Origin of the sequence: Paenibacillus sp. CFBP 13594 (assembly GCF_014842675.1) — a bacterium.
GTDB classification, from domain to species: domain Bacteria; phylum Bacillota; class Bacilli; order Paenibacillales; family Paenibacillaceae; genus Paenibacillus; species Paenibacillus amylolyticus_B.
Genome location: NZ_JACYVQ010000003.1, coordinates 86,313 through 102,604, shown reverse-complemented (window position 1 = coordinate 102,604; position 16,292 = coordinate 86,313). Strand labels below are relative to the sequence as shown.

13 protein-coding genes are annotated in these 16,292 nt (G+C 47.1%); 3 read left to right on the top strand and 10 right to left on the bottom strand.

Going from position 1 to position 16,292, the window contains the following annotated elements:
• Positions 1-22: 22 nt before the first annotated feature.
• The 4 genes from IFU39_RS11360 to IFU39_RS11345 all read right to left on the bottom strand — a co-directional run bounded on the left by IFU39_RS11360 (position 23) and on the right by IFU39_RS11345 (position 5,072).
• On the bottom strand, positions 23-1,309 hold the full coding sequence (locus IFU39_RS11360; RefSeq protein ID WP_192132666.1) for an MFS transporter: 1,287 nt from the start codon (positions 1,307-1,309) through the stop codon (positions 23-25).
• Between the two features lie 150 nt (positions 1,310-1,459).
• On the bottom strand, positions 1,460-2,296 hold the full coding sequence (locus IFU39_RS11355; protein WP_091015889.1) for a sugar ABC transporter permease: 837 nt from the start codon (positions 2,294-2,296) through the stop codon (positions 1,460-1,462).
• A complete protein-coding gene (locus IFU39_RS11350; protein ID WP_105601002.1) occupies positions 2,293-3,648 on the bottom strand; it encodes a sugar ABC transporter permease in 1,356 nt (451 codons plus the stop codon). The genes IFU39_RS11355 and IFU39_RS11350 overlap by 4 nt, the downstream gene beginning before the upstream one ends.
• A 137-nt stretch (positions 3,649-3,785) precedes the next feature.
• Positions 3,786-5,072 carry a sugar ABC transporter substrate-binding protein gene (locus tag IFU39_RS11345; RefSeq protein ID WP_105601003.1) on the bottom strand — a complete coding sequence of 429 codons (1,287 nt, stop codon included), beginning with the start codon at positions 5,070-5,072 and terminating at the stop codon, positions 3,786-3,788.
• 445 nt (positions 5,073-5,517) lie between these two features.
• On the opposite strand from IFU39_RS11345, the gene IFU39_RS11340 reads away from it, so the two are divergent.
• A complete protein-coding gene (locus IFU39_RS11340) occupies positions 5,518-6,552 on the top strand; it encodes a LacI family DNA-binding transcriptional regulator (RefSeq protein WP_192132664.1) in 1,035 nt (344 codons plus the stop codon).
• 168 nt (positions 6,553-6,720) lie between these two features.
• On the opposite strand, the gene IFU39_RS11335 is transcribed toward IFU39_RS11340, so the two are convergent.
• The gene (locus IFU39_RS11335; RefSeq protein ID WP_192132662.1) at positions 6,721-7,479 is read right to left on the bottom strand and encodes an SDR family oxidoreductase; all 759 of its coding nucleotides are present in this window, start codon (positions 7,477-7,479) and stop codon (positions 6,721-6,723) included.
• Positions 7,480-7,671: 192 nt separating this feature from the next.
• On the opposite strand from IFU39_RS11335, the gene IFU39_RS11330 reads away from it, so the two are divergent.
• Entirely contained in the window at positions 7,672-8,271 is a 600-nt protein-coding gene (locus IFU39_RS11330; protein WP_192132660.1) for a TetR/AcrR family transcriptional regulator, read from the top strand.
• 118 nt (positions 8,272-8,389) lie between these two features.
• On the top strand, positions 8,390-9,013 hold the full coding sequence (locus IFU39_RS11325; RefSeq protein ID WP_091015897.1) for a hypothetical protein: 624 nt from the start codon (positions 8,390-8,392) through the stop codon (positions 9,011-9,013).
• Positions 9,014-9,137: 124 nt separating this feature from the next.
• Here the strand turns inward: IFU39_RS11325 and IFU39_RS11320 are convergent, their stop codons facing one another.
• From IFU39_RS11320 to IFU39_RS11300, 5 genes are all read right to left on the bottom strand, one after another.
• Positions 9,138-10,277, bottom strand: a complete 1,140-nt coding sequence (locus IFU39_RS11320) for a toxic anion resistance protein (protein ID WP_192132658.1) — start codon at positions 10,275-10,277, stop codon at positions 9,138-9,140.
• 18 nt (positions 10,278-10,295) lie between these two features.
• Positions 10,296-11,984, bottom strand: a complete 1,689-nt coding sequence (locus tag IFU39_RS11315) for a vWA domain-containing protein (protein ID WP_192132656.1) — start codon at positions 11,982-11,984, stop codon at positions 10,296-10,298.
• Positions 11,985-11,996: 12 nt separating this feature from the next.
• Positions 11,997-12,728 (bottom strand): hypothetical protein, encoded by a 732-nt coding sequence (locus tag IFU39_RS11310; RefSeq protein WP_091016231.1) that lies wholly within the window; start codon positions 12,726-12,728, stop codon positions 11,997-11,999.
• 394 nt (positions 12,729-13,122) lie between these two features.
• Positions 13,123-13,689 carry a Uma2 family endonuclease gene (locus IFU39_RS11305; RefSeq protein WP_149846283.1) on the bottom strand — a complete coding sequence of 189 codons (567 nt, stop codon included), beginning with the start codon at positions 13,687-13,689 and terminating at the stop codon, positions 13,123-13,125.
• 82 nt (positions 13,690-13,771) lie between these two features.
• Entirely contained in the window at positions 13,772-16,093 is a 2,322-nt protein-coding gene (locus IFU39_RS11300; protein ID WP_149846282.1) for a beta-L-arabinofuranosidase domain-containing protein, read from the bottom strand.
• Between the last annotated feature and the right edge of the window lie 199 nt (positions 16,094-16,292).

Below are 16,292 nucleotides of genomic sequence, written 5' to 3'. Positions count from 1 at the left end.
CATTGATACTCCCTAATACGTTTTATTGATAGGTTCGGATCGACTTCAAGGTTGTAGCTGCCAGAATACCTGTCGCCAGCAGCAGTATGCCCACGCCTTGCAACACAGAAGCTGCCCCCCACTGATCTGCCAATACGGAGACAACAGTCAATCCCAGAATAGGCGCTGTACTGGTGATTGTTCCAACGACACCATAGACCCTTCCTTGCAGCTCGTCTGGAACGGCTGTCCTCAGCATAATCTGGGTGAGCATCGTACAGCAGGCGAACATCGCACCTCCGCCCACGATTAACGGCAACGCCATGATTGGTGAGGATACATTCGCCAAAAAAATATAGAGTGGGCCTAGTACAATCAGACCGATAAATACCCATCTCCCTCTTCGTTTCAATCGTTTTCCCGAAGCAATCAGCAGTGCAGAGCCAATCATATATCCAAGCGGAATACAGGTTTCAATTAATCCAAACTGTACCGGATTCGCCTCCCATACCTTGACCGCCATCACTTGAACCAGCATCATGGCAGACATGAAAAACAAGATTAGCACCGGATTGAGCAATACGATAGATCGAATTAGACGATTCCGATAAATGTAGCCGAACGAACTGCGCCATTCCTGAACAAACGTGGTCTGCTGACTAACGGATCGCTGTACCTCAGGAAAGCGGCCCGCCATCAGCACACAGACTGCGGACAATAGGAAGGTTGCCCCTGTAATTAATATAGCGATGAATCCGCCAAATGCAGCAACAGCAACTCCCGCCGCGGCTAGGCCGCTGATCCGGGCAAGATTATCCACCATGTGGATGGTCCCGGTTGCTTGTTGAATATGCTCCCTACCTACCATACTTGCTACAGAGGCGTGGAATGCAGGTGCCTGAAACAGACTTGAAAACATGGAGAGTGAGAGCAACAGCAGCACCACCGGGAACGGCGCATGCCAACCAAATAAGCTAATCGCAATCAGCACAGCCATTACGCCGCGGAATACATCCGAGGCCAGCATCAGCTTCCTGCGATCCAATCGGTCTGCAACCGTACCCGCCACCGATCCAAACAGGAAGCTGACGGCCATATTACATATCTGTACGGCCGCCATACTCTTCGCACTCCCTGTGGTCTGTAACACCCACAGACTGATCGCAATCCCATTGAAGCAATCCCCGAATACGGAGATCCCATAGCCGTACAAGATTCTCCGAAAGGTAACATTACGCCAAAGCGTTCGCGGAGTCTTGGCATTTTGCAATGCAGCTTGTCCTCCTTGATATCCCATAATCTCGGGTTCACTGGACGTGTTTATGCCCATACATCACGTTCCTCCCTAATCATGATTCGAGCCCATATAGAACCAGGCACTTCCGCAGCTTTGCCAGTCGATAAAGACATGACATCACGGAAGTGCCTGGTTGGAATGTGCCGCAGGTATCGCGGCTGACTATGTTGTTATGGCACAGAATTAACCTTTGGAGGCTCCTGCCGTCAGACCTTGAACAAGGAATCGTTGCAAGAAAACAAACAGCAGGGTAATTGGGATGGCGATCAGAACCGCCCCCGCAGCAAACATGGTAAAGTTACTGTCCTGATACCGATTGACCAGATCCCACATCCCCACCGCCAGCGTCCAGTTTTCCTTCGTCCGCAATACCAGGCGGGCGAAGATAAAGTCCATCCACGCACCAGTAAAACTGGTTAATGCCACATAGGTCAGCATTGGCTTGGATAAGGGCAGGATGATGCTGGTAAATACACGCAGATGACTCGCACCATCCATGCGGGCCGCTTCATCCAGACTGCGGGGAATCGTATCAAAGAAACCTTTGACGATAAATCCACCGAGTACCGCTCCTGAAGAATAGACCAGAATGAGCGCAGCGTGGGTATCGAGCAATTTGACTTGCAGCAAAATGATATAGATCGCAATCATGCTCATAAAGCTTGGGAACATGCCAAGAATCAGCATGGTGGAGAGAATGGTTTTACGTCCACGGAAGCGGAAGCGGGACAGTGCGTACATTCCGAGTGTCACCATCAACGTGGAGAAGATCATCGTGAAAAAGGCAATTTTCAGCGTATTCATATACCATCTTCCATACATAAAGGACGGATTATTGAACAGTTCACCGTAATGAGTCAGCGTGAATGCTTCGGGCCACAACCGTTCACTGAACAATGCCGCACCCGGTCTCAGGGAAGAGAGAAAGATCCAGAGTACCGGGTAGATGGAGACAATAGCGATAATCACCAATAACACATAACTCAGGGCCAGACGCAGCGGATTATTACGTGTCTTCATTGAATCATGTCCTCCTCCTTGAATGATTTGGAGCGGCGGAAGTTCCAGATGGAGAATGAAGCGATGATGAGGAAGATAATAATCCCTACCGCTGAAGCCATATTGAACTTGTTATTATCGAGCGTGAGCTTGTAGAGCCAGGTTACCAACAGGTCCGTCGCCCCCGCGTACTGATAATCTCCGCGTAGCGGATTTCCGTTCGTCAGCAGGAAGATGACATTGAAGTTGTTGAAGTTTCCGGCGAACTGCATAATGAGTACCGGAGTTGTAGCAAAAAGAATGAACGGCATCGTAATAATTCGAAATTTCTGAAATGCGGATGCTCCATCCACTTCCGCAGCCTCGTAGAGATCACGAGGGATGGCTGTCAATACACCCAGAATGAGCACCATACTGACGGGAATACCGATCCACATGTTGACAACAATGACGGTGACTTTCGCCCAGAACGGATCTGTCAGCCAGGGCAATCCCTCCAGCCCAAACGCTCTCATGTACGTATTGATTGGTCCAAACTGGCCATTAAACAGATTACGCATGAGCAGCAAAGAAATGATCTGCGGGATCGCATAAGGCAGAATAAAAATCGTACGCCACAGCTTCTTGAAGCGTATGCCCCGCTGTTCAATCAACAGCGCCACAAGCACACCGCCAAAATAGGTGGTGACTGTCGCCAGAATGGCCCAGATGACCGTCCAGGTCAGTACACCGTAGAATGTCTGGCTCCAGGATTTCAACTGAATCAGATCACTGAATGTCTTGAAGCCCACCCAGTCCACGAGTTTGGCTGGCGGAATGTGGTCCGGGGCTGAGTAGTTGGTAAATGCAATGGTGATCGTAAACAGAATCGGCATAACGGTGAAGAAAAGAATGCCCAGTGCCGGGATGGACAGAAACAGGTAGGGAAAGTTTTTGTCCATCATGTTCCGAAGCGAAGCCGCTGCGCCCAGAGTCTTCTTCCCTTCCTCCCTTGCGAGTCCCGTGACATACGCATCCCGGATATTCAAGATGTAGATCAGGATAAACACAAAAAACACAAGCAATACGATAATGCCATCCAACAGCAAAAAGATGGAATGGTCTCCCCTTTGGAGTACGGTGGACCCATTCACTTTGACAAAACGCTGTGTATTTTCCCCCAGTGTCCATATGCCCCATACGGCCTGTGACAGGCGAGGAAGCAGGTACGCAAGCCCTGCCCCCTCCAGTAACAGTAGACAAATTCCCTTAATCCACTGTCGATTGTACAGCTGCCCAAGACCTTGCAGTATGATGGAACATATAGCCGCTGTCATCCGATGCTGTCTTTCCCTGTTCGGTCCAACGGGCACCGGGACATGCTGCTGTTGCATTTGCTCTCTCCTCCCCGCCTCTTGCTAACCTGTATACATTGAACAAAGTGTACTTACACTGACCTCTCCGTTTTTGTGTAAATATGAAGTTCAATCTATACAATTCTTATGCATATCTTCGCATTCGTCGTTCGTCCCTATTGGACAGTAGCAAGGCTTTCCTGGATCTGTTTCACAGCATTGTCCAGCGATGCCTTCACGTCCTTATCGGTATCCCATATATCCGTAATGGCAGACGTGATCGGTCCCCAGACACTGTCCATGGCCGGAAGTGAAGGCATTGGTGTCGAGTTGTTGAACTGTTCCAAGAACGCCTTATTGATCGGGTCCTCCTGCACCTTCGAATCAGCAGCCACGTTTTTGTTCGCAGGGAGTGTACCGTTTAGATCAAAGTTCTCCATCTGAGCCTCTTCATTGGAAAGGAACGCTGCCAAGAGCTTCGACGCATTCGGGTATTGTGTAAATGCATTTACATAATAGGCTTTAACTCCTGAGAAGGAGGTCATCGGTTTGCCATCAATTGCCGGAAGCGGAGCAACGCCAAAATCAATACCGGCATCGCGATAATCGGCAATGGTCCACGGACCGTTAATATCCATAGCCAGCTTGCCGCTGGAGAATAATCCTTTTTTGATATCATAGTTCACGTCACCCATCTTGAGCGGCAATACTTCCGACTTCAGCTTCTGCAAGAACTGTCCACCCTTCAGGGCTCCTTCGTTATTCAGACCGAGATCCGCGCTATCCATCCCGTTGTCCCCAAAAATATAACCGCCCTGTGAAGCCAGGAATGCATAGTTATAGTAAAATTGCTGCAATTCCCACATCAGCGCATATTGATTGGATTTCACGTTATTGAACGTCTTGGCGAAGCTGATAATCTCATCAAAGTTTTTCGGAGCTTCTGGATACAATGCTTTGTTGTAAAAGAGAGCATAGGTCTCCACGCTGTACGGATAGCCGTACAAGATATCCTTGAACGTCACCGCCTTCAGTGCGTTGTCGCTGGCGTTCTCTACGGTCTCTGCTTCGAATATGTCATTGGGTAGAATAAGTCCCGCCTCTGAAGCGCTACCAATCTTATCATGAGGGAAAACGACGACATCTGCTGCGAGACCCGCCGGGCCATCCGTCGTTAGTTTGGTTACCTGATCGGTTGGAGGTAATTCCTCCATTTTGACCGTTACCCCATACTTCTCTTCGAATTTTTTGGCTCTTTGCTCAATAAAACTGCTTTGATTTTTGTCCTCCCAGATCACCAGCGTTGCCCCTTCTTCCGGTTGAAGGTTCTCGGCTGTCAGCTCTACCACTTCCTCCGGATTCTCACCTGCCGTAGTTGGAGATGGACTTCCGCCTCCAGCCCCGCACGCAGCCAGTGTAAAAGCCATCATGACGGACAATGTTGCCCCTTGCCATTTTCTCATCTAAAATGTCCCCTTCCCTCTGCTTGGTCCAACAATGTTCGCGCTTTTCACCCTTTTGTCTGCGTATGTTGTCAGGTTTTGCATTCCATGTTCACCTTTGTACAAACGTTTGCTCAAATGGAAAACAAGATGACTCCTCCGTTCAATATGTAGGGGGAAACTAGTCAAGAAGTATATAAATCCACAGATGTAAGCGCTACAATAACAATCACATCATACAATACTGCACTTTCTTTGCACAAACGTTTGCACAAGCCATATTTGCTCAATTTTAACCAATTTACCTCTTCTACCTACAGTAATTTCCTGTTTCCTTGTTCAGACTCTTTCTTCCTTTATTTTACTTCCTGTGCATCTCATACTTGGCAGTTAGCAATTGATTTATCGTATCCTTTGGATTACCATAGGAGGATATTTATACGATTGTTCAGAAGGGATTTTTTACATGATTACGATCAAGGATATTGCCAAATTGGCGGGTGTTTCCCCTTCTACAGTGTCACGGGTGATTTCCAACCATCCCAGAATCAGCACCAAGACGTCTCTCAAAGTGAAGCAAATCATGAAAGAATTGAACTACCATCCCAACATCATGGCGAAGAGCCTGGTTTCCAAAACGACACATACCCTTGGCATTATGCTTCCACGTCCTGCTGAAGAGTTGTTTCAAAATTACTTTTTCGGGGAACTGCTGCGGGGTATTATCACACATGCCACCCGTATGAATTATGAATTGCTGCTAACCACTGAAACTTCATCAGACAATGAACTGCACGCGATCTCCCGTCTTGTTCATGGTCGCAGAGTGGATGGCATTCTGTTGCTTGGGTCCAAACGAGACGATCCCATTATTTCATTTTTGGAAGCGGAAAAGTTTCCTTTTGTGTTAATCGGTCGCAGTGAAGCTCATCCCAATGCCCCCATGGTGGATAACGATAATGTACAGACTGCTTATGATGCGACACATCATCTGATCGCCCAAGGGCATACGCGAATCGGATTTGTCAGCGGCCCACCGGACATTACGTTATCGCATGATCGCATGTTAGGATACCAAAAAGCGCTTGCCCAAGCCGGGCTGGATGCCGATAGTGACTGGATTGTGGAAGGCGAATTTCTGCAGGAAAGTGGATTCAGGGCGATGTCGCTGTTCATGTCCTTGCCAAACAGACCCACCGCAATCGTTGTCATTGATGACAATGTGGCCTTTGGGGTACTGAGAGCTCTTGCCGAGCTTCATTATCTGGTGCCTGAGGATATCAGCGTGGTCAGTTTTAACAATATTGCTCTATCGGAGCTGGCTTCACCACCATTAAGTTCTATAGACATTGGAACCTATCAGCTGGGCTATACAGCCGTTCAGGTCTTGTTGAAAATTCTAAGCGGGGAACCACAACCTCATAATCCGGTCATTATCCCCCATCGTCTGATCGTGCGCGAATCCTCACTCTTTTCCAAACCAAAGCCACCCTCAAACTGATTCATTTCGAGCATCCGTGTAGTAATGCAAACGTTTGTCCTATACGGGATATGGCGCTATGGTCCACCGTTTACGGAGTAACACAAAAAAAGAAGCCGCATATGGTTATGCGGCTTCCTGACTGTTCGCACTATTTCAGTGCTCCATGCTCGACTGCGCTTGAACGGATTAATAAGAGCTCCAGCCTGCATCAGCTGTAACAACGGTTCCGTTCACGAAGCTGGACTCGTCCGATCCGAGGAACAACGCCACCTTGGCGATCTCTTCACTCGTCCCAATGCGTGGGTTGATTGCCATGCCCAGCTGTTGCCGCCCTGCACCGTATGGGCTAATGCCAGCCATGGATGCACTGATGTTGGTTGCCACGGCACCTGGAGCGATCGCATTACAACGAATGCCTTGCTCAGCATACATATACCCTGTATTTTTAGTGAAGCCCACGACCGCATGTTTGGACGCCGTATAGGCTGCTCCTGCACGTCCGCCGTGCAATCCACCTGCCGAAGCAATGTTCACGATGACGCCTTTTTGTTTTTCCAGGAAGATCGGCAATACTTTCCGTGTTGTCCGCATCACACTGGTTGTGTTCACAGCGAACAATCTCTCCCACTTCTCATCCGTTATATCCGCTGCTGGCTCCATGCCATCCATAATGCCCGCGTTGTTAATCAGAATATCTACTGTACCGTATGTGCTCACCGTTGTATCAATCAGATTCTGCACATCTTCTTCTTTGGCTACATTGGCCAAAACTACAATCGCTTCCCCGCCCTGTGCCTTAATATCATTCACTACCGTCTGTGCGGATTCCTCGTTAATATCCGATACAACTACTTTTGCACCCTCTTGGGCGTACAACGTGGCGATCGCTTTCCCCATACCTGAACCAGCACCTGTAACAACTGCCACTTTATCTTGAAGTTTCATTCCATGTATCCTCCTTTGTGTATTCGTTTACAATAAGTTAACAAACAAATGTTCATTAACTCTTATCCTTAGTATAATAAGTCATAGCGTTTCACTTCAATCAGTAAAAGCTTGTCCAGTTGTACGTTAAACAACACTACTAAGCCCAAATGTTCTTTAATTAATAAAGTGAACTCGCGAGGAGGAAAATAGATGTCTGAAACCCCAAATTCGATGGACCGAAGAATCAAGAAATCCAAAGCTGCGCTGAAGGATGCTCTCATCCATTTAATGCAAAAACATCCCTTTAAAGAAATATCCATTACGGATATTGTTCAGCGCGCCGATCTGAATCGAGGTACTTTTTACAGGCATTATCAGTACAAAGAAGACCTGTTCAACGAAATCATCGATGATGTAATTCAGGATCTGGTAACTTCTTTTCGCAAACCCTATCAAGGGTTGAAAGAGTTCGAGGTTGGTCTGATGCCCTCTTCGGCCATCACTATATTTGAACATGTGCACCAGCATGCACAATTCTACACACTGGTTGTGAAATCGGAGGCCTCCTCCAATTTTCAGCGTATGATCTGCGATGTTCTTCGAGATCTTTCCTTACAGGATCTGAACCAAATCTTCCCGCAGCACATTAACCCTGAACTGCTGGCAAGTTACCAGTCTCATGCGATATTTGGCATGATCATGGAGTGGATCAGACAGGATTTCAAGCACAGCCCCGCCTACATGGCCGAGGAATTGTTCAAGATCATTCATTACAGGCCCGACAATGTCGTGTTAAAAGATGATTATTGAGGGGGATTTTGAAAAAAAATCGGCAACTCTATTTTATGTAAATGTATTCCTGTAATTTCTGGTAATGATATGTTAGGTTATCCATTGGAATACAAACAAAAGGAGGATGACAATACATTTGAAGAAGTCGTGGATTATATCATTGATTACCAGTTTTGTTTTGCTTGGAGGAGTTCTTTTCTCTCCAGCCGCTTCTGCTGATGCAGCCAAAGTAGCAACCTCTACATATTCAGATTCAGATCAGAGTTATAGTGAAAACGAAGATAATTTGAACAAAGAACTTATGGACGAATTAGAATTAGATGATGCAGAACAGGAGCTCACTAAAGATCAAAAGGATTTCGAAAAATACCTCGAACAAATATCTCGCCTTGTACCTTATGAGAATAAAGCAATCGACACATTGGGTAGTGTGGGAGGTGAGGTGAGTTCAACCAATCGCAAGTCCATGTACCTCAAACTTACGAATACGGTGATCCCTAATTATACAAAAACGGTATCCATGTTAAAACAAATCAAACCTTCTAATCCTGAACTTAAGAAAATACATGCCTATTATGTCAAGGGAAGCTACCTTCAGCTGGAAGGATACTTGTTGTACAAACAAGCCGTTTCTAAAAACAAAGTGAATTCCAAGATACTGCAACAAGGTCGTGCCAAAGTACGTGCGGCTGGAGTTCTCCTCGACCAATACGAGCAACAGATATACCCTTATGCACGGAATATCGGGTATCTACATTAGTACCAATCTTCATAGAAGCCCAAAAAGCGACCATTCCCCATGCTTAATGAGGAATGATCGCTTTTTCTAATTATACAAATGATAGCCATCTAACAAGTGACATTGTATTTCTCTCTCTTCTGACTTACAGCCCCAGCTTCTGCCCTTTCTCCAAACGCTGAATCTGCTGCTCTCCGGTATCCGCAAGTTCACGGAACTGGTTAATCGTCTCGCGCATTCTTGGCAGGGCTTCCTGCTTATAAAGACTAATCGAATCGAGTGCTGACAACACATCGGTGAACGCCTGTTTCATCGTATCCACGGAAATGCTGGCTTCATATGCCTGCTTCTGGATGGCAATCCCCTGATCCTTGAGCATTTTGGATGTACCCGCAATCAGATCATTGGTTGTCTGGTTCAGCAATTCAATCTTCTGCAATACAATCTTCTGATTATACAAAGCACTCGCTACCGTAACAGCAATTTTCAGTGCCGAGATCGTTACATTCTTGGCCCGGTCTACCCCTCGGATTAGCTCCTTGTTGTTACGGATGACTACTTCAATCGCCATGATGCCCTGTTGATTCACGACCAGCATTTGCTGCAGGTCCATGACCCGCTGACGGAGCGGGAACAGTACTTCCTCTGTAATAAAGCGGACTTTCTCGGGGTCCTCATTGCGAACCTTGGCGGCTTCAATCTGCGCATCGATGGACTCATCCATGAGCACACCAAGCTGAATCTCCTTTTGCAGTCGTTTGGTGAGTTCTCTCAGGTTCTGTTGTTCGATCTCCAGCGTCGTATTATCGTTACGCAGGGTAGATCTGCCTTTATCCAAAGAGGTTACGATGTCAGCGATGACTGCGTCAGCTTTCTGATATTTCAGGAAATAGGCGCGAAGCGGATTGAATAATTTCCCGAGGAAGCCGGTCTTGGCGAAATCAACCACACTTGGGTCGAGATCCTTCAGTTGCATATGCAGCTCGGTCAAACCTTTGGCGACCTGACCGCCCTCGTCTCCCGTCTTGGACAGATGTCCAACGGAGACTTGAAGCAAGGCGTTTTTCTCGGAAGAGGATCTCATCGTGTTCATACCAAAGCCGTCAATGGATTGCAGAATCTCTTTGCGTTTTTCCAGGGATTCGAGATCCAGTGTCATAATCATCTCTACGTTGGCATCGGCCACTTGTTGAAGCTCCGCGACCTCGGCGGGCACAGGTTTTACCTCTTCTTCAATCACCTTCTGAATTTCCTTCTGGCTTGGTATTTCCATTGAAAATGACATCTAAGTTCCCCCTTTAGATTACATCTGTACGTTAAACAGGTTACCGATCTTGTATACGACATCGTCGGTATCGGCATTGATGCTTGCCGCTTCGTTAATACTGGAGATGCTCTCCAGAGCCTTGATGTCTGCGTTGTACCCAATCGTATAGATCGGCACTTGGTACGTCTCGACCAGATCCCGGATATCCTTCAGGGTATGACCTTCATTGGTCTCGCCATCACTCAGGACAAAGATCAGCGGCTTCACGTTTGGATTAGCAACCATATAATCTTCCAGCATCTTCATCGCCACCACGATCCCGTCAAACGTCGCCGTACCACCACCAGCTTGCAGACTATCCACTGTTCCGACAAACATGGACTGTTGGTTCGTATCATACTTGGCAATGGGCAGATTAACGGTTACCCCACTGGAGTATGAAACCAAGCCAATACTGTTGTCTGTACCCAGGTACTTCTGACCTTTGCGCAGGGACTCCTTCAGTCGGTTAAGCGGTTCGCCGTCCATGCTTCCGGATACATCCGTCACGAACACAGCGGCAATCGGTTTGCTACCGTTTTTCTTTTCTTTCCATACTTTCTGTGCAGACAACAACGTGCCGCCATCCACGGTGGCCAGTTCGGATTTGTAATCCTGCAACCCGTTGAAACCAAACTCTTCCGCTGATTGTTGGTACTTCGCCTGGGTTACGAATTCCGCAAACTTCTGGATAATCTCCTGTTTGTTCTTCGGCAATTGTCCCAGTGCATACAGCGGGCTGTCATGTCTCACGCCAAAAGGTGTAAAGACGTAACCACTCTTCAGATCGGCGGTATTCACATACGTCTGGTATTCGAGTACAAAGGCATCCAGTCTGCCTGACTTGGCAGCTTCCCGCATCTGAATGGTTGTCGAGGCCGTAAACGGTACATTCGTCTGGAATTTCTCAAATCCCTCAATCGCTTTCTCTCCCAGCGGATTGGCGCTATCATACGTATTCAGTGCAGTCACCAGGAAGTTCAGTCCTGTGGAGCTGGCAAATGGATCGGTATATCCCATCGCGAGTTCATTGTTGGCAATCGCCTCGGTTACGGTTTTTACATTAACGGAGCCGTAGGTATCAACCAGTGCATCATACTTGGCTTTGGAGATGACAATACCAGGGACATTCCCAACCAATCGCTTGGAGACCATCTCTGTCTTCACCCCACTGGCCTCAACCATCTCGCCCCACAGTTCATTGGAAGGTGTAAATGCATCCGGTATATACTTGCCCGACTTGATATAATCGGTAGCCGTTCCGGAGGCAATGTTGCGGATTTTGACGGATACCTGTTTCCCGCCAACGGTAATATTTGCTTTGTTGAACTCCTCACCCACCTCGGTTAACCAACCGTCTACCCCGCTGCCCGACTTCTCTGGGGAAGAGAAGATTTCGACGTAATCATTCGTTGTATTCTCTACGGCAATTGCGAATTTGGAGATATCCGGCAGAGATTCTGCTACGTCGACCGGATCGAGATCTATCTGTCCTTTGACCGGCTCCGCCGTCGCTGGTGCAATGTCCGCGTACAGTTTGCCCAGTTCCTTACCTGCATTCTCTGTGCTCACCTGTGTGGTCGACTTGCCAAAGTTCGACGTCAGTGTAATCCCTGCATAGACCAGACCAAATACGAGTACCAGCATAACAATCGATATGAAAAAAAACTTTCCCTTCTTGGCCATACGAGCAACCCCTCACTGTCTGTATAATTTGGTGTGCTTGATTAACTGATCAATCTCCTGCATACAAGGCATCTGTTCAATATCTCCGGCTTCAAAGCTGTCGAGGCGTGAAATCTCCAGTAACAACTGATCCAGCTTGAGCAAAATTTCCTCATTGGTGTGTAATGCATTCTTCACATAAGACAGATAATCGTTGTATACCTTGGTTTTTTCCTGAAAAAGTTTTTGGGGAAGGTTTGAGGATTTGGATTTCATCATGTTGGCATAGTCGGCTTCATCAAATACATTCAACCGGTTCAGCACACTGCGGATGTTGAGATATAGCAACTTCTCCACTTCCAGCGTGACCGATGCGAATTTTTTGTAGCTTAGTTCCCCCGGATCGAACCGCTGATGAAGCACATTCAGGAGTGTTTCTTTCTTCTTTTTCATCCGGCTAAGTTGAGACAGCCCCAGTGTAATATCTTCTTCGAGGACTTTGATGCGTCTATAAAAAGATAAAGCTTCCACATAATCTTCATGTGTTTCGATATGCTTCACGGGCAGAACTATCGGCTGCCTCAACAACAAGGTGTAACTACCATATAAAAGTGCCATTGCACTGCCGAACAACAGGGTAACGGATAGCGCAGTTGTGAATGCACCCTCCCCGAAATTCAGCCCGATAAAGCCGGGTGAGAATGCCAGAACATTCACAGCCACAATACCGAGGATTAATCCCAATAATTTTATGTACTTGATCATGTTCAATCATCCGACCTCCTTTCATGTTATATATTGGTGCCTCATGTCGTAATTTTCCTGATCAACTTCTTCTTATTGTACATGATGTTAACGCTCTCAGGTGGATAACATTGGATATTCGAATACTCATAATATACGTGGTTTGGGCTTATCCCATTTCATATTTTCAGGGACAACGTGGAACTAGGCAGGAAATTTGGTGGTCAATCCGTAGAAGTACGTCTTTTCAAACAGCAGATTGTGGAGAAGAAATGTTATCAGGTAATACGTGGAAAATAGCTATGCGTGTCATTTTTTATATAAGACTTGTCTGAAAAATAGTACTGCAAAAAGGACGAATCGGAAATCATCCGGTTTCGTCCCTTATGCGTTGGTTCACTTTTTTTAGTTTCCACTACCTGAGCTTGAACAACGAATCCAGCGGAATGTGCAATTCAGGATACAAGACAGATATAATCGTTTCCTGCTCTGTATACAGATGACGGGTCTGGTAACTGCCATCCTCCAACGTGTACACATGGACGGTTTGATTCCCGGGGTCAACAATCCAGTATTCGTTCACGCCGTATTTCTGATACAAGTTAAATTTTTCGTTAAAATCCTTTAGCGCAGTCGAAGGCGATAACACCTCGATAATTAAAGAAGGTGCACCGTTACAGCCATTCTTAGATATCTGGTCTTTGGAGCAAACCACCGATAAATCAGGCTGTACAACTTGATCTGGCAGGTCATATTGTTCATTTTCGCTAAAATACACATCAAAAGGGGCAACAAACACGAAACATTTCCGATTCTGAAAAAAAGTCCGCAAAGAGAAGTGCAGCTCACCCACAATAAACTGGTGCAATGAAGTGGGTGCTGGAGACATATTAAAAGCTTTGCCGTTAATTAATTCCCATGCCCCCTCCCAAGTTAACCAATCCTGAAAGTTATAAGTACCTTTATTATCGGGTTTTGCCACACTTCCAACCTCCTCTTTCACCTAACCGTAATTTATTTTCATTATAACATTGTGTTTGCGCCTTTTCACACCATGCCTCTTATTACGCAAAGAGAGATTCCGGTTTGCTTCGTGTAGTACGTACCTCTACGACTTTCCCGGCACAGCCATTGTCGCCCTTCGCCTGGAACATGACCTTAACGCTGTCTTTACCTGATGTTACGCTCTCAGGAATATCATATGTCACATAGAACACGTCGCCAATCTTGTTCATATGAATTCGCTGCTCTCCAATGAGTGTTCCATCCATGGTAATGGTGAATTGTCTCTCATATAACGTACCTTCCCGCTCAAACGGGGAATGATCTCCACCCCAATAGGCCACACATAAATAATTGGTTGCGGCGTGGTCCACTGCCAGTTGATAACTGAAGTAAGCTCCACTGATGCCAAAAGCCTCTCGCCACATATGCAACTTCTTACGGCCATCTGTGGTTGAACCGTTGTGATGCTCCCCACGGCAGTTGCTATCAAGTTGATGTCCAATCTCATCCTGCTGACCGTCAGCCTGAACCCTGTCGATCGTGATATCGTTCAACTCTTTCTCGAGCGCATCACCTTCATCGTTAAACGGCCAATACACGGTATAAAATTCATGATGCACATCATAGAACGGAATGAGTTTCACGGCTTCACCTGTGGAAGTGACATCCTTGCTAAGTTCGAATGTTAACGTGTCTGCATCTACAACCTTGATCCACTCTTGTACATCCTCCTGCTCCGTCCAGATCACAGGTACGGGTGCGGTCTTGGGATTCAGTGCTGTTTCATCCACAATCGTATCCTCTGGAAGACCCTCGTTTCCCAGTGCACCGGCGAGTACAATCGGGCCGTACAGGAATGCCACCTTGTGGGCATCATCCCGGGAGGTGTACTGGCGAAGTGACATCGGCAGGGTGATTGTGATGACATCGCCCGCAGACCAGATGCGGTCGATGGACAGATAGCCGGGTTCCATCCGTGTATACGGATGTTCCGTATCCCCGTTAACCGTTGCCGTCATTGGCTCTTGCAGCCATGAGGGTACGCGTAATCTTAGATGAGCCGAGGCGCTGCCTCCGGTGATCGTCAGGGTCACCTTTTCCGAATAAGGAAAGTCGGTTTCAAGCTTCAGGGATAATCCCTGTGACGCCCAATCCAGTTGGGAAGCGATATACAGGTTGACGTACAGGTCTTGTTCATTCTCAAAATAGATGGCCTCGGCATATTTGCCCGGGTTCTCCATGCCTGATCCTGTGCAGCACCACCAGGCGGTATCGTGAGTACCATAGATTTTGTAGTGGCCTTGTAGCGTTGATGCAAAATATGTTTTGTTCCCCGTATCGGGGTCCTGCGTGCCGAGGATATGATTATAGATGGCGTTTTCATAATAGTCCATGTAGGCACTATCGTGATTCCAGGCGAAGAGTTGCTTCGTTAGATGCAACATGTTGTGAGTACAACAGCTCTCTCCTGTTTTGATCCCGAGACTCTCCATGCCCTTTGCTTCGTAATGCTCCGAAATGCTCGTCGCACCAAATACATAAGAACGATGATGCACCGTGGTGTTCCAGAAAAACTCTGCCGCTGTCCGGTAACTCTCATGGGTATGATCCTGATTGTAGATTTCGGCAGCACCGATCACTTTGGGAATCTGAGTATTGGCGTGTCTGCCTTGAAGATCGTCCTGCTTGTGTTCCAAGGGTCTCAGGATCAATTGATGGGTAAACTTGTTGGCGATCTCAAGGTATAAGGCTTTGCCCGTGATCCCATACAAGTGTGCAAATACTTCATTCATGCCCCCGTGTTCACTTTGAAGCATCGTCTGCATCTGTTCTTCTGTCATCGGGAGCAAACCTTCTACCGCCCAGTCTGCAAATCGAGTAACTACATCAAGTGCCTGTCCGTTACCAGTGAGTTTGTACGCATCAATCAGGCCGCGATAGATTTTGTGCACACTGTACCAGGGAACCCAGTATTCACCGATGTTGAACCCACCGATATTCTCTGCTCGAAAAGCCATGTGGAAAGGTTCTTCGGACAAACCACCGATATACCCGCTCCCCGTGGTCTGTTGGATTCTCGCCAGTTCGGTGACAGCATAATCCAGTCTTTCTTTTAACGTGATATTCCCGGTTGCCTGATACGTCACAGCCAGGGCAGACAGATAATGTCCGAGGGAATGTCCGCTGATGGTACGTGCCTCCCAACCCGCGTAACGCTCTTTTCGGGCAGGTAAACCATGAGCTTCGAAGCATGGAGCCAGGAATCGATCAATATCCAGCGATAACAGGTAACGCTCCCCCACCTCTTGTGATGTTTGGAACACTCCATTTAACAGATCTACATGTTCCGGTCCCAGAAATCCTTTTTTCGTATCAATCATGACACTCACTCCTTCTCGGGATGTAATAGATAAGTTGAACTAAAGATTATTTACACTGACACTACGATGACAGAATAACCTTCCAATCGCTGTTATCCCCAGATTTTTTTGATCCCCTTTCTCAAGGGAAATCCAGGGATAAAGGCGAACGCTTCGCTTTTTCAGGTTTTTTCTGTCCTCTCCGTTATCATGTAAATGC